Source organism: Paenirhizobium cremeum, assembly GCF_022884085.1.
GTDB classification, from domain to species: domain Bacteria; phylum Pseudomonadota; class Alphaproteobacteria; order Rhizobiales; family Rhizobiaceae; genus Allorhizobium; species Allorhizobium cremeum.
This window is the reverse complement of sequence record NZ_JAGGCS010000020.1, coordinates 1-16,337: the sequence shown is the minus strand read 5'-3', so window position 1 is coordinate 16,337 and position 16,337 is coordinate 1. Positions and strand designations below refer to the sequence as shown.

General features: G+C 62.9%; 15 protein-coding genes. 6 read left to right on the top strand and 9 right to left on the bottom strand.

From position 1 onward, the window contains the following. Nucleotides 1–40 precede the first annotated feature (40 nt). The 7 genes from J5N58_RS24100 to J5N58_RS24070 all read right to left on the bottom strand — a co-directional run bounded on the left by J5N58_RS24100 (nucleotide 41) and on the right by J5N58_RS24070 (nucleotide 7,731). Nucleotides 41–763 carry a 4'-phosphopantetheinyl transferase family protein gene (locus tag J5N58_RS24100; protein ID WP_244713680.1) on the bottom strand — a complete coding sequence of 241 codons (723 nt, stop codon included), beginning with the start codon at nucleotides 761–763 and terminating at the stop codon, nucleotides 41–43. Nucleotide 764: 1 nt separating this feature from the next. Further along, a complete protein-coding gene (locus J5N58_RS24095) occupies nucleotides 765–1,955 on the bottom strand; it encodes a DegT/DnrJ/EryC1/StrS family aminotransferase (RefSeq protein WP_113340987.1) in 1,191 nt (396 codons plus the stop codon). A 310-nt stretch (nucleotides 1,956–2,265) separates the two neighbouring features. Beyond that, nucleotides 2,266–3,294 (bottom strand): Ldh family oxidoreductase, encoded by a 1,029-nt coding sequence (locus J5N58_RS24090; RefSeq protein WP_280520093.1) that lies wholly within the window; start codon nucleotides 3,292–3,294, stop codon nucleotides 2,266–2,268. Between the two features lie 142 nt (nucleotides 3,295–3,436). Next, a complete protein-coding gene (locus J5N58_RS24085) occupies nucleotides 3,437–4,339 on the bottom strand; it encodes a dihydrodipicolinate synthase family protein (RefSeq protein ID WP_112828469.1) in 903 nt (300 codons plus the stop codon). Between the two features lie 133 nt (nucleotides 4,340–4,472). Then, nucleotides 4,473–5,615: a M24 family metallopeptidase gene (locus J5N58_RS24080; RefSeq protein WP_244713677.1), complete on the bottom strand. Its 1,143-nt coding sequence runs from the start codon at nucleotides 5,613–5,615 to the stop codon at nucleotides 4,473–4,475. 89 nt (nucleotides 5,616–5,704) lie between these two features. After that, on the bottom strand, nucleotides 5,705–6,958 hold the full coding sequence (locus J5N58_RS24075) for an NAD(P)/FAD-dependent oxidoreductase (protein WP_244713674.1): 1,254 nt from the start codon (nucleotides 6,956–6,958) through the stop codon (nucleotides 5,705–5,707). Between the two features lie 50 nt (nucleotides 6,959–7,008). Next, on the bottom strand, nucleotides 7,009–7,731 hold the full coding sequence (locus J5N58_RS24070; RefSeq protein WP_113340984.1) for a GntR family transcriptional regulator: 723 nt from the start codon (nucleotides 7,729–7,731) through the stop codon (nucleotides 7,009–7,011). Nucleotides 7,732–8,100: 369 nt separating this feature from the next. On the opposite strand from J5N58_RS24070, the gene J5N58_RS24065 reads away from it, so the two are divergent. From J5N58_RS24065 to J5N58_RS24045, 5 genes are all read left to right on the top strand, one after another. Beyond that, entirely contained in the window at nucleotides 8,101–8,790 is a 690-nt protein-coding gene (locus J5N58_RS24065) for a response regulator (RefSeq protein ID WP_244713671.1), read from the top strand. 49 nt (nucleotides 8,791–8,839) lie between these two features. After that, nucleotides 8,840–10,012: an FIST N-terminal domain-containing protein gene (locus J5N58_RS24060; protein WP_113426586.1), complete on the top strand. Its 1,173-nt coding sequence runs from the start codon at nucleotides 8,840–8,842 to the stop codon at nucleotides 10,010–10,012. Further along, nucleotides 10,009–12,258: a hybrid sensor histidine kinase/response regulator gene (locus tag J5N58_RS24055; RefSeq protein WP_244713668.1), complete on the top strand. Its 2,250-nt coding sequence runs from the start codon at nucleotides 10,009–10,011 to the stop codon at nucleotides 12,256–12,258. Before J5N58_RS24060 ends, J5N58_RS24055 begins: the two co-directional genes overlap by 4 nt. Before the next feature lie 96 nt (nucleotides 12,259–12,354). Further along, nucleotides 12,355–13,032, top strand: coding sequence for a hypothetical protein (locus tag J5N58_RS24050; protein ID WP_244713665.1), 678 nt, complete (start codon nucleotides 12,355–12,357; stop codon nucleotides 13,030–13,032). Beyond that, entirely contained in the window at nucleotides 13,029–13,382 is a 354-nt protein-coding gene (locus J5N58_RS24045) for a hypothetical protein (protein ID WP_244713662.1), read from the top strand. The genes J5N58_RS24050 and J5N58_RS24045 overlap by 4 nt, the downstream gene beginning before the upstream one ends. A gap of 27 nt (nucleotides 13,383–13,409) precedes the next feature. Here the strand turns inward: J5N58_RS24045 and J5N58_RS24040 are convergent, their stop codons facing one another. After that, nucleotides 13,410–14,222 carry a quinoprotein dehydrogenase-associated SoxYZ-like carrier gene (locus J5N58_RS24040; RefSeq protein WP_244713659.1) on the bottom strand — a complete coding sequence of 271 codons (813 nt, stop codon included), beginning with the start codon at nucleotides 14,220–14,222 and terminating at the stop codon, nucleotides 13,410–13,412. Nucleotides 14,223–14,388: 166 nt separating this feature from the next. Here J5N58_RS24040 and J5N58_RS24035 point away from each other — a divergent pair, with 166 nt between their 5' ends. Then, a complete protein-coding gene (locus J5N58_RS24035; protein ID WP_244713656.1) occupies nucleotides 14,389–15,453 on the top strand; it encodes a quinoprotein relay system zinc metallohydrolase 2 in 1,065 nt (354 codons plus the stop codon). A 24-nt stretch (nucleotides 15,454–15,477) separates the two neighbouring features. Here J5N58_RS24035 and J5N58_RS24030 read toward each other — a convergent pair whose 3' ends face one another. Next, nucleotides 15,478–16,071 carry a hypothetical protein gene (locus tag J5N58_RS24030; protein WP_244713654.1) on the bottom strand — a complete coding sequence of 198 codons (594 nt, stop codon included), beginning with the start codon at nucleotides 16,069–16,071 and terminating at the stop codon, nucleotides 15,478–15,480. Nucleotides 16,072–16,337 lie beyond the last annotated feature (266 nt).

Genomic DNA, 16,337 nt, shown 5'->3' with positions numbered 1-16,337 from the left:
CGTATCTTTTGTCGAGGTTGCCTGCGTTGGGCTTGTCGGTTCACGACCGGTAGCGCAGTCCGACGGGTGTGCCAGCGGTCAGGGCCGCGAGTGCTCCGAAGAAACCTTCGGGGACATCGAGATCGAGCAGGCTCCAGTCATCGGGCGCACCGATCGTATCGTCGAGGCGTTCCAGCCGGAGTGTCGGCTCGTTTCCGAGGGGTACGTCAAAGGCATCGAGGGCCAGCGACAGGCCGGCGCCATGGGCCTTCACGAAGGCCTCCTTGCGTGTCCAGCAACGATAGAAGGCCGGCAGGTAAAGGTGGGCCGGCATGGCGCGCAGGATCGCACATTCCTTCGGCGAGAAGAAATGCCCGGCAATGTCTTCCTTCATCGGCTTTGCCTGCTCGATGTCGATGCCGAGCGGGAAGCGGTCCGAGATCGCCAGCACCGCGCGGTCGGCGCTGTGGCTGAGATTGAAGTGCAGGTCTCCACGGCCGGCCGAGGTGAGATAGGGTTTGCCGAAGTCGTTATACGCAAAGGTCAGGCGCTGCGGTGCGATGCCGAGATATTCCCCGAGGATAAGGCGCAGCCGCCCCCTGCCGGCGACGTAGCGCATGGCGTCTTGCTCCTTCACGAAACGGGCGGCACGCATAGCCTCGTCCGTCGAGAGAAGAGCCGTGAGCTGGTCGATCTTGTCTTCCGGCTGGTCGAGCGACCAGCTCCAGATATCGACCGTCGCGAGGTTCGGGTCGGGTTCAGGCGATGCTGTCTGTGCGGACATGTCACGAAATTCCCGGTGAGGCGACAAGGTTGCGGTCCGGCGCCGCACTCTGGCGTGCCATCTTGCGGGCGAAATACTGCATGAGCGGGAGAGGATAATTCTCCCCAAGACCGATGCGGCAGGTGCGCTTCAGGATATCGAGGGAGCGGGGGCAGGCGTTCGGCGAATAGTCGATCTTTCTTTCCGCCCAGGCAAACGGGTTCATCCTGGGGTGGACGGGCCGTTGTTCGAGGATCGGTTGCCAGAAGGTGTAGACGTGGCGGCTGGAGTCGTGCAGGCGGTAGACGCCGCGCTTGTTGCGGGCGGCGAAGGCTTTCGCCTGATCTTCGCTGTCGAAGATGACGTGCAGGCCGGCGGCATTGGGCCGGTCGTTATGCGGGCCGACATGCAGTTCGCCGCCTTCTTCCAATATCCGGGACAGGGCATCGTAACGCCTGCGCATCCGACGCACCATTGGGTCGAGTTTCTTGAGCTGGACATTGAGCATGGCGCCCTGGATCTGGCTGGCCTTGAGGTTGATGCCCGGAAGGAGCGGTTCGTTGGCGTTGTCGAGATGGCCGCGAAAGACCGAGCCGATGTCGTGATACATGCGGGCACGGGCGAAGAAGTGGTCGTCATTGGTGACGATCGCGCCGCCTTCGCCAATGCTGATGTTCTTGAACTGGTTGAAGCTGAAGGCGCCGATATCGCCGATGGTGCCGGCGCGCCTGCCCTTGTAGCTGAGGCCGACCGCCTGGCAGGCATCCTCGATCACCAGAAGGCCGTGTTCGCGGGCAATGCGCATGATGCTGTCCATGTCGCAGACCATGTTGGCCATGTGAACCGGGATGATGGCGCGTGTGTTGGGCGTGATCTTGCGCAGGATATCGGAGGGGTCGATGGTGAGCGTCTGGTCGATCTCGACAAGAACGGGCACCGCGCCGACGGCAAGGGCGGCGGCGGCGGTGGCGATCCAGGTATAGGCCGGTACCAGCACCTCGTCGCCCGGACCGATGCCGGCGGCAACGAGTGCAGCGATCAGCGCGCCGGTTCCGCTGCTCGTCGTCAGCACATGTCTGACGCCGAAGCTTTCGGAAAAGGCCGTTTCGAAGCGTGTCAGAGGGCCGCCATCGCCGTTGCCGTAACGGGAGAGGCGTCCGGAAGCGATGACCGGTGCGATCGCCAGCCATTCCCGCAAGCCAACACGTGCCATAACCCCCTCCGTTGCCGTCCCGACCATCCCAGACCGTCAAGCCTAAGCATTCTTCCACGGGGTTTCAAAACGGACATCCGGCTTAGGATCGTGCGGCTGGTTACGCCCCGGTTCCAACGGAATGGGTATGCTCGGGACCGTGGCTAAGCACATTGGTCAGGTTTCATTTGCCGTCGGCAGGCCCGTCTCCGGATCGGTTGCCGATCATCTCGACATTCGCGAGGGGACACAGTGGCAAATCGGCATGACGGTGCAAAGGGAGGTGGCACCTGAGCGGTGCCGCCGTCCTCGGAGGCGTGGCCGGAGATCGTTACGGGCGTAGCGAAGCCAGCGTTTCCCGCAGTTCGGTGAGCAGGCTTTTTTGCACGGGAACGCCGAGGCCGTTGTTGCGGGCGCGCGCCTCGTAGCGGCGCTGGGACGGCAGTCGGGCGCCCTGGCCGGTGATGGCGTCGAACATCTTTTCCGCCCGCTGCATCTGCTCGTTCATTGCTCCGCCGAGGAACATTTTCGGGTCGAGGGCGATAATCAGCTCGCCATGGCATGGCGTGACGCCGGCGCCATCGTCGAAGGCCATGGATTCAGCACTGGTCATATCGGCGATCAGCGGCCCCGCCATCAGTTCGATCATGGCCGAGAGGGCGGAGCCCTTGTGGCCGCCGAAGGTGAGCATGGCACCTTTCAGGACGTCAGCCGGGTCGGTGGTGTCCTTGCCCTCGCCGTCGATGCCCCAGCCACGCGGAATGGTCTTGCCGGCGCGACGGTGCAGTTCGATCTCGCCGCGGGCTGCAGCACTGGTGGCGAAATCGAACACGAAAGGATTGCCGGCCGGGCGCGGCCAGCCGAAGGCAAGCGGATTGGTGCCGAAGACCGGCTTTCTGCCGCCTGCGGGGGCGACCCAGCTATGGCTCGGGGTCATGGCCAGCGACACCAGCCCGGCGCTGGCGATGTCCTCCACCTCCGGCCAGAGCGCGGAGAAGTGATAGCAGTTGTTGATGGCCATGGCGGCGATGCCGAGCTTGCCCGCCTTTTCGATAAGATGCGGCAGGCCTTCGCGAAAGGCGAGCAGGGAAAAGCCGTAGCGGGCGTCGACCTTGACGATGCCGGGGGCGGAGGCGTCCACTGCCGGTGTGGCATCCGGATTGACCTTTCCTTTGCGGATGGTCGAAACGAAGCCGAGCAGGCGCCAGAGGCCGTGTGAATAACATTCGTCCCGCTGGGCTGTGACCACCGATCTGGCGTTCGCCTCGGCATGACCGGCGGAGAGGCCAAGACCGAGAAGAATCCCGGTCGCGAGCTTCATTGCGTCTTCAACGGGAATATATTCGATATCTGCGGACATTGCTGGCATTCCTGTCGGTCAGTCTGTGCTTTGCCCCATGACCGGGGCGGATTGGCCCGATGTCGGGCGATGGTGAAAACGAGAACGGGCCGCCGGTGCAAAACACACGGCGGCCCCTTAACGGTGTTGTCGGTTCCCTGCCTCAGACCTTCCTGGTCGGGCGGGTCGCTGCGGCCTTTTCGACCATTGCGGTGATTTCGGCGCGGCGGGCGCCCTGCAGGATCATGCGCGGCATGCGAACGCGCTCGGAACCGCGGCCCATGATCTGTTCGGCGAGCTTGATCGTCTGGACGAGGTCGTGCTCGGCGTCGAGATGCAGAAGCGGCATGAACCAGCGATAGATGCGGCGGGCCTCTTCCCAATCGCCACGGTCGATAGCGGCGACGAGGGCAACGGATTCCTGCGGGAAGGCGCTGGTGAGGCCGGAGACCCAGCCCTTGGCGCCGAGCATCATGCCTTCGAGCGCCACGTCGTCGAGGCCGGCGAAGATGTCGAAGCGATCGCCAAAGGCGTTCAGGAGGTCGGTGAAGCGGCGGGTGTCGGGCGCACTTTCCTTGACGGCCTTGATGTTCGGAACGTCTTCAAGCTGCTTCAGCACTTCGATGCCGATGTTGACGCGATAGGCCGGCGGGTTGTTGTAGAGCATGATCGGCAGCGAGGTGGCTGCGGCGACGGCCTTGAAATGGGCGACCAGCTCTTCCGGCTTCGGTACATAGACCATGGCCGGCAGGACCATGAGGCCGGTGGCACCGATCTTTTCCGCGTCCTGCGCATAGGCGACGGCGCGACGGGTGTCGAATTCCGAAACGCCTGTGATAACCGGCACGCGGCCGTTCACCACTTCGACGGCACCCTTCAGGATGGCGCGCTTTTCTTCCGGATCGAGCGAGTTGTTCTCGCCGCAGGTGCCCATGACGATCAGGCCGTGCACGCCGTCATTGACGAGCGCGTCCTGCACGCGACGGGTGCTCTCGAAATCGATCGAGAGATCTTCGTTGAATTGGGTCGTTACGGCAGGGATGACGCCGCGCCAGCCAGTGGTCATTGGAAACTCCTTGGGTTTGTCTGATATATCAGTATACAATTTGTCGACAGAAGACAAGAGGTGTGGCTGCATCTCTTTCAAGGGTCCTGGATGCGGGGTTCAAAGGAGCCGGAGGCACAGGCCTTTGCCGCCGTCAGGCAAAGGGCTCGGCCGGCCCCCTGGCCGGGAGGGTGAACCATTCTGGCCCGGAGGCGGTCATGTGGATGTGATCTTCCAGCCGCACGCCGAACCTGTCGGGAACGACGATCATCGGCTCGTTGGAAAAGCACATGCCTTCGGCGAGAAGGGTACGGTTGCCGCGCACGATGAAGGGCTCCTCGTGGATTTCGAGGCCGAGGCCGTGACCTGCGCGATGCGGCAGTCCGGGCAGGCGATAGTCTGGCCCGAGGCCGTGGCGGGTGAGGACCGCGCGTGCCGCGTCATCCAGGCTCTCGCAGGGCGCGCCGATCTTTGCGGCATCGAAGACCGCCTGCTGCGCCTCCCGTTCCATCGTCCAGATCCGGGTGAATTCCTCCGTCGGCTCATCGAGCATGTAGGTGCGGGTGAGATCGGAATGATAGCCGTCGATGCGGCAGCCGGTATCGACCAGAACGACGTCGCCCGATTTCAACACCTGATCGCCATCGGCGCCGTGCGGCAGGGAGGTCGCTTGGCCGAAGGAGACGATGCAGAAGGTGGAGCCGCCCTCTGCGCCGCGCGCGCGATGTTCGTCATCGATGAAGCGGACGACTTCGGAAGCGCGAATGCCCGGTTTCAGGATGCTGTGGGCGCGCTTGTGCACGTCGAGGGTGAGGTTCATCGCGTACTGGATGATCGCGATTTCGGCGGGCGACTTTCGAAGGCGCTGGCTACGGATCATCGGGCCGCCATCGACCAGCCGGCCGGCACCGAGGGTGCGGGCGAGCGCATGATAGACGAAAAGCGCGACGGCATCGTCCACGGCAAGGGTTTCGCCGGCGCCGAGCAGGGAGGCGACGAGAGCCGCGCTGCTTTCCTCTTCCTGCCAGACGCAGATTTCGCCCGGCAGGTGCGGCAGGCTTTCCACCCGGCTCTGCTCGAAGCCCGGGACGATGTAGTAGAGCCCCTTCGGCGTCACCAGCGCGCCGAGAAGACGCTCGCTTGCATGCCAGACGAGGCCGGTGAAATAACGCAGGCTTTCGGTCGGGCCGAGCAGCATGCCGCCGAGACCGGCCTCTTCGATGGCCGACCGGAGGCGGATGAGCCTTGCCTGCCTTTCCTCGTCGGAAATCCTGAGCGTGGGGGTGATCGACGTCATCTTGTATTCCTTTGCAGCATGGTGGCGATGCCGGGACAAGCGGGACCGGGCCGGTCGGACCGCAAGGCAGCGCGCCGGAAGGCGATGCCTCAGCGGAAGCGGTCCGGACGGAAAGCGGCGAGCGATATGCCGGTCGCCCGTCCGGCGGCGAGATCGGAGACGAGTTTGCCGGTGGCTGCCGATTGCGTCAGCCCCAGATGGCCATGGCCAAAGGCGTAGATGACCGAACGGCTGGCCGTCGAATAACCGATCACCGGAAGGCAATCGGGCAGCGACGGACGGAAGCCCATCCATTCCGTGCCGCCGCGCGTGTCGAGTTCAGGCAGGAAGCGGGCGGCCTTGGCCAGCAGGTTCTTGGAGCGGGCGTAATTCGGAGGCAGGTCGAGGCCGCCGAGTTCCACGGCACCGCCGACACGGATGCCATTGGCGAGCGGCGTCACGACGAAGGCGTGATCGTTGAAATAAAGCTGCCGCTTCAGGGCGAAGGACTGGGCGGGCAAGGTGGTGTTGTACCCGCGTTCGGTTTCAAGCGGCACCTTGTCGCCCAGACGCGCCGCGAGTTTCCTGGACCATGCGCCGCCGGCAAGTACGATTGTGCCGGCATCCAAACGCTCGCCGTTTGCAAGCGTTACGACGGCGCCCTCTCCAGTCGCGGCGATATCGACGACTTCGGCCGTTTTCAAAACTGCGCCGACCGCTTCCGCCTCGGCGCAGACTGCCCGCGTGAACTCCTTGGGATCGTTGACCTGGAGGCCGGAGACCGAATACATGGCGTGACGGAACTGGGGAGCCAGTCCCGGCTGCAGTTCCTCGATTTCCGCGCGGCCGACCCGCTTGAATTCGAAGCCGGCCTTTTCCTTCACCAGCCAGTCGTGCGCGGCGGCGTTGAAACTCGCCTCGCTGTCATAGAGATCGAGCGTACCGGTATTGTCGATGAAGGACGAAAGCCCGGGAATGGCCCTGATGCGCGCCATTTCGGTGGCGGCGAGTTCCATCATTGCGGTCTGGGCCGCAATGCCCTGTTCGAAAGCCTTGCGGGAACTGGCGCGCCAGAAATGCCAGAGCCAGGGGGCGATCTTCAATGCATAGGCCGGCCGGATGCTGAGCGGCCCGAGCGGGTCGAGGAGCCACTTCGGAGCCTTGAACATGATGCCGGGCGAGGGGATCGGGATGATCTCCGGATAGGCGAGAATACCGGCGTTTCCCGCGCTTGCTCCCGCCGCAGGTCCGGTGCGGTCGAGGAGCAGGACGCTCCGGCCCTGCTGTTGAAGATGGTAGGCCGACATGGCGCCAACGATTCCGGCGCCGATGACGACGACATCGGCTTTCTTTTGAGCAGGCATGGAAGAGTTCTCGCTGGACATGTTGATCCGATCGGCGGCGGGGGAGGGTGTCAGAGATTGTTGATCGACAGGGCGCTGTTCATGTCGCGCGCGATGTATTCCTGGATCTGACGCACGATCTGTTCCGCATGGGCGATGGCCAGACGATCGGCATGCTCGACGTCTCCGGCCTCGATGGCGGCGATCATGTCCTCGTGTTCCTGCACATATTGCAGTGGCAGGCGGTCGTCGAAGGTCGAGTAATAAAGCCTCAGAATACGTCGGCCTTCATCCAGCAGACGGCCGAAGAAGGTCGTGTAATAGGGGTTGCCTCCCAGTTCGGCGATGGCGACGTGGAATTCGCGGTTCGCCTCGATCATCGCATAGGCGTCCTGTGCCCTCACGGCGGCCTCGAATTCGTTCTGGCGCTTGCGGACGGTTGCCATGATCGCCGGGTTCTTGCGAGCGGCCGCTGCGCGGGTCGTCACGCGGTACATCAGGGACAGCGCGTCGAAATAGGTCGGCAGCGTGGCGAAATCGATGGTCGCGACGATGGTGTTGCGGTTCGGCAGTGTCGTCACGAGGCCGTCGGAAGCAAGCCGCAACAGGGCTTCGCGGATGGGCGTGCGCGACATGCCGAAGCGGTCGGAAAGCCGGACTTCGTCGAGCGGGCTTCCCGGCGGCAGGGTCATGGCCAGGATTTCCTGGCGCAGGGTCGCATATACGGTCTGCGTGCCGGAACCGCGGGAGCGTGGCGCTTCGGCGGTGTCGTCCGTGGGAGTGGGTTCAAGCATCGTGACGCACCGGTTCGTTGGAGCGGGATAATTTGTAGACATACTGTCGACAGGCCAAAGGCGCAAGGCGTTTCTGGCGCTTTCACCTTTCTGCGATACACCGCATTGCCCGCGGGCTGTGCGGAGTTGCCGGGACGATAGCCACCGGGGGCGATGAATTATAAGCAAATTCGAAAATTTGCCTTATTTGACGCCAGCTTCTGCCTGGGAATTCAGCAATTGCATGCATGGCAAAACTGTGTAACAAAATGGGAGTGGTTGCGCTGGGGAGAGCCGGCCACAATTGGGAGCAGAAATAATCCAGTGATAGGCGGACCGGGGTGAAGACACTCCGTGATCCAGACAAGGGATATTTTTGGGAGGAAAGCCATGTCGCGGGCAGAACTGTCCGTATCGTCGCTTTCGATCAAGTCGGCGCTGGTGATCGACGATCATCCGCTTTATTGCGATGCTCTTGCGACGACGATGGAGAGCATCTTCAATACCCGCCGGATTCGAACAGCGACTACGCTAGGCGAGGCACTGCATCAGTTGCGCATGCGGTTTTCGCCGGATCTCGTCATTCTCGACCTCAACCTGCCCGATGCGTCGGGGCTGAGCGGTTTCTTGAAGATAAAGGAAAAGATGCCCGATGTTCCGGTGATCGTCATTTCGGCGATCACGACGGAAGGTGTGGTGCAATCCGTCATTTCCGCCGGCGCGGCGGGTTTCATCCCCAAGGAAACGGGCCGTCAGGTGTTCCAGGAGGCGATGACGGACATCTGGAACGGCAAGACCTATGTCCCGCCGGGTTATGCCATGCCGGCCCGGGCCAAGGAGAACGAGCGGTCCGTCGAGACGATTTCGCGCAAGATCGCTCATCTTTCGCAGCAGCAAACGCGCATCCTGAGCCTGATCTGCGAGGGCATGCCAAACAAGCTGATCGCCTACGAGATGCAGCTCGCGGAAGCGACCGTGAAGGCGCATATCACAGCGCTTCTGCGGCGGCTGGGCGTGCACAATCGCACGCAGGCGGCGATGCTGGTGAGGGAGGTCTCCATCCGCCACAACCTTCAATAGAAGGGACGATGGCCGCGGTGGCTTGCCTTCACGGGAGGATGGCAGGAGGGTGACGGCGCAAAGGGAAGCTCTTGACAGGAAGCCCGCGAAAGCGGTGCGGATCGCCGTGTCTCATGCAGGCGACACGAGGGAAGCCATCGCCGATATCCGCCGCCAGCTGGCAAATGCCCGAGCGAGCTTCATCCTGCTGTTCGTGCCCTGTCGGCTGGCGAGCGAAGCGCTGCCGGCCGCGCTCGCCGATGCCATGCCGCATACCGTCGTGTTCGGCTGCACGACGGCGGGCCAGATTACGCCGCTCGGCTACGACAATGACGGACTGGTCGCGCTCGCTTTCGAGCGCAGCCATTTCCGGGTCGCCTCGGCCCTGTTTTCGCCGATCTCGCCGCTTTCCATCGCCGACGTGGTGTCACAGGCGGAGCGGCTTTCCGTCCAGTTCGGCAGCACGCCGGGACGCCGCCGTCTGGCGCTGATTTTTGCCGATGGGCTGTCCAAGCAGGAGGATATCCTTGTCGCGGCGCTGGAAGCGGGGCTCGGCGACATACCGGTATTTGGCGGCTCCGCCGGTGACGGCCTGCGCTTTCAGCAGACGCAGGTTCTGCGCGACGGTCAGTTCCACAGCAACGCCGCGCTCCTCCTGTTGCTGGAAACGGATCTGGATTTCCAGGGCCTGGGTTTCGACCATTTCCAGCCGACGGAGCGCCGCATGGTCGTCACCCGTGCGGTTCCCGAGGAGCGGCTGGTGCTGGAGATCAACGGCTCGCCCGCCGCGGAGGAATATGCCCGTCTCGTCGGCGTTCCTACCGACGAACTTTCACCGACCATCTTTGCCGAAAATCCGGTGCTGGTGCGCAACCGCGATCTCTATCATGTGCGCGCCATCCAGCAGATCCATGGAGAACACGGGCTGACCTTCCTGTCGGCGATCGACGACGGCCTGCTTCTGACGCTGGGGCGAGGCAAGGAGATCATCCGCACGCTGGACAGCGGGCTGACCGTGACCGACGAGAATGGCGCCGATCCCGATTTCATCCTCGGTTTCGACTGCTATCTGCGCAAGCTGGAAATCGAGCGGAAGGGGCTGGCAGACGAGGCATCGGAACGCTTTCGCCAGCATCGTGTTGTGGGCTTCAGCACCTATGGCGAGCAGCATCTCGGCGTTCATGTGAACCAGACCTTCGTGGGTGTCGCCTTCTTCCGGCCGAAGAGGGAGGCGGCTTTATGATCGATCCGAGCGATCCTGCCGAAGTCCAGATCGCCAAGCAGGCGAAAATCATCGAGGCGCTGATTAACCGCGCGGAACGCGGGCATGAGGTGGGCGGCACGGCTTATTCGCTGTTCCAGTCCGCCATCACGCTCCAGGCCAAGGTCTGGGAAAAGACAAAGGATCTGGAAAAGGCGCTCGACACGCTGGGAAGGGCTTCGAGCGAGCTTGAAATCGCCTACCAGACCCAGGAGCGCATGCAGCGCAATCTCGCCGACGCCATGGTTGCCATGGAGGGCGGCTTTGCCCTTTTCTCCGAGGACCGGCTACAGGTCTGCAACACGCAGTTCCGGCGGCTCCTTCCCGATGTCGAGCCGATCATCAAACCGGGGCTCGCCTTCGATGATTATCTGCGGGCCGTCGAGGCCAGCAAATATCTCGCAAGCGAGGAGACCGATGGCGTGAAGGTCGTTCGCCGGCCGCCGGGGAACGGTTTGCCGGAGACATCCGGCCACGGCTTTTCTTCTTTCGTCATCGCCTTGCGCAACGACCGCTGGTTCCAGATCTCCTGCCGCCAGACCAGTTCCGGCAATATCGCGGTGCTGCAGACGGAAATCACCGATCTCGTGCGGGAGAACCGGCGGGAAAAGGACCGGCTGATCGACCAGCAGGCCCATCTTCTGCAGGCGGCCTTCGATCACATGTCGCTCGGTGTCTGCACGTTTTCCTCCGAAGGCGCGCTGCTCGTGCATAACGAGCGCTTCGGCGCATTGCTCGGCGTGCCTTTGTCGCTGTTGAAGAAGGGCACGCCGTTTCAGCGGATCATAGAACATGTCGAGCGTCACGAAATCGTCGACCGGAAATCCCGCCGGCCGGAGCTTGCGCGCTGGTTCAAGGCGTTGCGGCGGGGGGAAACCGTGCAGCAGCATTTTCGCCGGCGAGACGGCATGCGCCTCGATATGCGCCTGCATGGCCTGCCCGACGATGGTTTCATCGTCTCGCTCATGGATGTGACGGCGGAAACGGAAGCGGCCGCCCTGCTTGAGCAGAGGGTCACGGAGCGCACCGCGGAACTGACTGAAGCCAATCGGCAATTGCAGGTCCATGCCGCGGAGCAGACCAAGATCGAGGGGGCGTTGCGTCTCGCCAAGGAGGCGGCGGAGGCGGCGCATATTTCCAAGACCCGTTTTCTCGCAGCCGCGAGCCATGACCTTTTGCAACCGATCAACGCCGCCAAGCTCTACCTTTCGATGCTGACGGAGACGGTCGGAGAGGCCGGTGCAAAGGAAGTGGTGAGCCGCCTCAACCGTTCCTTCACCTCGATCGAGACCCTTCTCCAGGCGCTCCTCGACATCTCGAGGCTTGACAGTTCCGGCGCCGAATTCAGCATCACCTCCTTCTCTGTCGGCAATATGTTGCAGGGGCTCAGCGAAGACCTCGCTCCCTTTGCCGCTGAAAAGGGGATCGAACTCAGGATCGTGCCGTCGAGCCGATGGGTGACGAGCGATCAGCGTTATCTCCTGCGTTCCGTGCAGAATCTCGTCGTCAATGCGATCCAGTATACCGAAAGCGGCCGGGTGCTGGTCGGTTGCCGGCTCGCCGGCTCGCGGCTGCGCATCGAGGTCTGGGATACGGGGATCGGCATATCGGAGGCCGACCAGGCGCGGGTGTTCAAGGAGTTCACCCGCGGTGGCGGAGGCCGGGGGACGGGCATGGGGCTGGGGCTTTCGATCGTCGAGAGGGCCTGCCGCCATCTCGACCATCCCGTGCGCCTCGTTTCCCGGCCGGGCGTGGGGTCGATGTTCTCGATCGAAGTGCCGCTGACGGCGCCGGGTGCCGTCGCCCTCTACGAAAACCCGGTGGTCGAGGCGGCGCCGGAGGGCGATCTCGACCTGATCGTCATGGTGGTCGAGAACGATGCGGACGAACTGCATGCGATGACGCAGAAATTGGAGGGATGGGGTGCGAGCGTGCTGGCGGCCGGTTCGACGCGCGAGGCCATCTCCTTGATGCAGGAGATCGGAACCGCGCCCGACATCGTGCTTGCGGATTACCAGCTTGACGACGAGGACAACGGCATCGAGACGATCCGCACGCTGCGCGCGCTTGCCGGTTCCGACATTCCCGCCATCATCATTTCCGCCAACCGGCACCGCGATTTCCAGGCGCAGGCGAACGAGATGTCCTTTGCCGTCCTGACCAAGCCGGTCCAGCTCGTGCGTCTCAGGGCGCTGATCGACTGGAAAACCCGGGCGCGGGTCGCCTGAGGCGGAGCGTCGAGTACGGTCCAAACACAGACCAATGTCTGCGGTGACGGGCCGATGAAGACGGCGTTAGGCTTCAGGTAAAAAGGGAGGTTGGCAATGCGTCTGTTCGTGCTTCTTCTCGCGATTCTCGGCTCTGCCGGGATCGCATCGGCTGCCGGAACCTACGATCTTCTTTTCCACAAGGGTTCCCTTTCCGGACTCGAGGCCTCGCCGCCGGCAAAGGCCGGAAAGGAACCGCCGGATACCCTGCTTTACGATCGGGTGCTTTCCGCCGGGAAAAAAGGGGAGGCTCCGGATAGCGACAATATCGGTCTGCAACTGACCGGAGACGACAATGTCGCGCTGATCCTGCGGCAGGGCCCCCGGATGCGGTCTCTCGGCAATTTCCCGGCTTCGGTCGGCAATCCGCTCATCATGTACTTTCTTGAAAGCACGCTGACGGATGTCGCCGCGCAATCCGGCGGCAGCCCGTTCTACATCCGCAACCGGATCAAGGAGGCGCTGCTGAAGGATGCCGAAGTGGTGCCGGTTTCCGTGCATCTCGGTGATCGCGACATTGCCGCCCGGAAAGTAACGCTGCGGCCGCTGGAAAAGGACAAGGCGCGCGACAAGATGGGGCGATTTGCCGAGCTTGCGTTGTCCGTCACCGTGTCGGAGGAGGTGCCCGGCTGGCTCTACTCTCTGGAAGCCACCGTGCCGGAAGGGCAGGGGACGGAGGATGCCGGTTATCGCAATGTCATCACGCTGACGGACAAGGCCGAGGCAAAGCCATGAAACGGCTGGTCGTCTGCCTTCTGCTGGCTTCGGCTTTCGGTGCGCCCGCCATCGGGCAAAGCTTGCCGGAACGGTTGAACGACTATCCGACGGAAGCGCGCGCCGATTATGTCTTCGGCTGCATGGCGGCAAATGGCGAGAACCGTACGGTTCTGCGGCAGTGCGCCTGTTCGATAGATGTGATCGCCTCCATCCTCCCTTATGAGAAATATGTCGAGGCGGAGACCGTGCTGACATTGCAGCAGGGCACCGGCGAGCAGCTTTCGATGTTCAAGAGCGCAGTCATGCCGCGCGCCATGGTGACAGAACTCAGACGGGCTCAGGCCGAGGCGGAGATGCTTTGCTTTTGAACCATTGAACCGTCTGCTGTTTAACCGTCAGGCGGGCGGGCGTTTGGGCAAGGCCTGATCGAAGACGTTGCCCTCGGTATCGACCGCATGCACGGTAAGTTCCGGCGAACCATCGTCGATGTAGGCAAAGCGGAAGGTCGGGTTTTCGCTGATCGATATGCCGCCCTCCAGCGCGAAGAGCAGCTCATTGCCCTGACGCACCTCCAGCTCGTTGATGAAATGGGCGCCGATGAAGAGCTGTGTGACCTGATCGCGCTGCAGCCCCGAATAATTCGGATGCCTTATCATGATCTGCGCCTCCCGCCGGACGTTCTGTGCAGCCGTTGCCGTGTCGAAGCTTCGCAGACGCATCTCGCCCATGCCTTTCAGCGCGGCGGCCGGATCTTTCGTCGCCGGCGCGGAGCAGCCGCCGGACGCTTTGACGAAACGGCCGATCATGTAGCTGCCCTTGGGCGTGTTCGCGATCACCCGGACGTTGGAATACTGGTTCACCCTTACCCGCGTCTCGAATTTCAGGGGCATCATGGCCGGACCGAACCGGATCTCGGCGGCGAGCGGCGAGGGGTTTTCATCGATCACCAGCTTGATCGACGAGATGGGCCCCGCTGTTTTATCCGTCTGCTCGATGGTGATCGGCACGGTGGCGGCGTCATCGGCGCGATAGGGGGCAGTCAGGGTGAGAAGGTTCGAGCCATCCAGCAGCGTGGCGTCGCCCGAGATGTCGCCCCTGATGTCGTTCCATGTCGGGCTCTCGACCATCGGATTATCGAGGCGCGGCTCGCCACTCAAGGCAAAACCTGCCGAAAGCAGGACCGACAGTGCTGCAAGTAGGTATCTCATGGGGGCCATGTCCCCTTTGCCGTTGAAGTTGCAAGTTCCGGGGCGCTCATGCCGAACATCATACGCCATGTCGGACGCACACAGAACCGAGCCTTTCGGATGTGTTGAGGCGTCGCCGTCACGGACGCAGGCTGGCCCGCATGTGTCACTCAACAGGAATGGGCCGATGTTCGAGGCTTTCGTGTCCCTGTGCCTGCTTTCGGCCGTCGAAGCGTCGGATGCTTCGCCCGCCGGCGGGCCGTGCCGGCTGGCGCTGCTGCCGGGCTATGGGGCTGTCACAAAAGCGGAATGCGAGGGGCGCGTGCGGCATCGCCCGCCCTCCTGGCTTTCCGGCTTTGCCCCGGCTGAACCGTTCTGCCGGACACGTCCGTTATCGAGGCTCGCGTTTACGGAGATAGCGCCGGGATTGTTCGTGCATCGCGGAGAAGTGGCGGAGCCGGATGCCGGGAATGCCGGCGACGTCTCCAACATTGTCCTCGTGGTGGGAAAGGAAAGCGTTGCGGTTGTCGATGCCGGCGGTTCCCGCCAGATTGGCGAGGAGGTCTATCTCGCCGTTCGCGAGCGGACCGCGCTGCCGATCTCCCATCTCGTTCTGACCCATATGCATCCCGACCATGTGTTCGGCGCCGAACCCCTACGCGAGGCCGGGGCGGCGATCGTAGGCCAGCAGAACCTGCCAAGGGCTCTTGCCGATCGGGCGGAAAGCTATCAGGCCAGTTTCGGTCGTCTGATCGGCGAAAAGGCCTTTCTCGGGAGCCGCATCGTCGCGCCGGATCGCGTGGTTGCCGGTACGGAGACGATCGATCTCGGCGACAGGCCGATCGACCTCAAGGCATGGCCGACAGCGCACACATTCTCTGATCTCACCGTCTTCGACAGGCAGACCGCGACACTGATCGCGGGCGACCTGCTTTTCGACGAGCATGCGCCGGCGCTCGACGGTTCGTTGAAGGGCTGGCGTTCGGTGCTGGATGACCTTTCGGGGATGAAGGCTGCCCGCGCCGTGCCGGGGCATGGCCGCCCGGCGCTCGACTGGCCATCCGGCATGTCGGCCCTGGCGCATTATCTGGAGGTGCTGGAAACCGACACGCGGTCGGCCGTGAAGGCGGGGGTGCCACTTGCCGAGGCCTCCCGCAGCATCGGCGCCGGCGAGGCGCGCAACTGGGCCCTGTTCGACCTCTACAATCCGCGCAACGCGACGGCGGCCTATACCGAACTCGAATGGGAATGAACCCGATCCGGCAAGCCGGAAATGTCAATCGGGAACGTGCTTCAACAGGAGCTGGGCGATCGCATAGGCGCGTTTCTCGATAATCACCGGCGTCTCGCAGACATAGGTCAGCGCCTGCGTGCGATCCTTGTAGATGCGTTCATCCCAGTCGATCTGCTCTTCCAGTTTGTCGATCCGATCGAAATCCTGGCTCTTCTCGGCGGTCAGCCTTGCCATCTCGTTGCGGCTGTCTTCGATCTTCTTCGACAGGGCGATCTGGTTGCGGGAATAGCGCGCTATGCCGCTGATGAGACGATGGCGGTCTTCGGCGAGCTTGTCGAAGACGTCGTAGAAGATGTTGCCCAGAAGTTGCGCATCGGCTCCCGCGGTCTTTTTGAGGAAGTCTCCGACTTGCGTTTCGGCCTCTTCGAGGCTCACCCGGCGCAATGCAAGCCTGGCGGCGAGGTCGGCGGCTTCCGGAGGCAGGGCCGTCCTCGTCACGGGCTTCGGCCACATCAGTCCCGGCGACAGGTTTTCGACCTTGCGCTGGATGCAGGGCCAGTCCGGATCGGAAAAATCGGCGGCTCCGGCAACAGCCGGAATAAGCGCTAGAAACAGCGCAAAGCTTGCGATTTTCATGACGATGTCCTCCCTGACAAGCGTCAGTATAGGCCTACCGACCGGAATGCCAAAAGGGCCGATACACACACTAAGGTCGCAATTGTCACTGCGCTTTGCCCGTTTGTAATCTGCACCCAAGGCCGGAGAAGGCCGGTATCATACAAGCATTCGGGAGGCGATCCATGCGCACACGCGCTGCTCTGGCCGTTGAGGCCGGAAAACCCCTTGTCGTGACTGAAGTTGAGCTCGACGGCCCGCGTGCCGGCGAAGTTTTGATCGAGGTG

Coding starts and splice junctions, on each gene's coding strand:
- J5N58_RS24100 (WP_244713680.1), bottom strand. CDS start 763: ATGTCCGCACAGACAGCATCGCCTGAACCCGACCCGAACCTCGCGACG.
- J5N58_RS24095 (WP_113340987.1), bottom strand. CDS start 1,955: ATGGCACGTGTTGGCTTGCGGGAATGGCTGGCGATCGCACCGGTCATC.
- J5N58_RS24090 (WP_280520093.1), bottom strand. CDS start 3,294: ATGTCCGCAGATATCGAATATATTCCCGTTGAAGACGCAATGAAGCTC.
- J5N58_RS24085 (WP_112828469.1), bottom strand. CDS start 4,339: ATGACCACTGGCTGGCGCGGCGTCATCCCTGCCGTAACGACCCAATTC.
- J5N58_RS24080 (WP_244713677.1), bottom strand. CDS start 5,615: ATGACGTCGATCACCCCCACGCTCAGGATTTCCGACGAGGAAAGGCAG.
- J5N58_RS24075 (WP_244713674.1), bottom strand. CDS start 6,958: ATGCCTGCTCAAAAGAAAGCCGATGTCGTCGTCATCGGCGCCGGAATC.
- J5N58_RS24070 (WP_113340984.1), bottom strand. CDS start 7,731: ATGCTTGAACCCACTCCCACGGACGACACCGCCGAAGCGCCACGCTCC.
- J5N58_RS24065 (WP_244713671.1), top strand. CDS start 8,101: ATGTCGCGGGCAGAACTGTCCGTATCGTCGCTTTCGATCAAGTCGGCG.
- J5N58_RS24055 (WP_244713668.1), top strand. CDS start 10,009: ATGATCGATCCGAGCGATCCTGCCGAAGTCCAGATCGCCAAGCAGGCG.
- J5N58_RS24050 (WP_244713665.1), top strand. CDS start 12,355: ATGCGTCTGTTCGTGCTTCTTCTCGCGATTCTCGGCTCTGCCGGGATC.
- J5N58_RS24045 (WP_244713662.1), top strand. CDS start 13,029: ATGAAACGGCTGGTCGTCTGCCTTCTGCTGGCTTCGGCTTTCGGTGCG.
- J5N58_RS24040 (WP_244713659.1), bottom strand. CDS start 14,222: ATGAGATACCTACTTGCAGCACTGTCGGTCCTGCTTTCGGCAGGTTTT.
- J5N58_RS24035 (WP_244713656.1), top strand. CDS start 14,389: ATGTTCGAGGCTTTCGTGTCCCTGTGCCTGCTTTCGGCCGTCGAAGCG.
- J5N58_RS24030 (WP_244713654.1), bottom strand. CDS start 16,071: ATGAAAATCGCAAGCTTTGCGCTGTTTCTAGCGCTTATTCCGGCTGTT.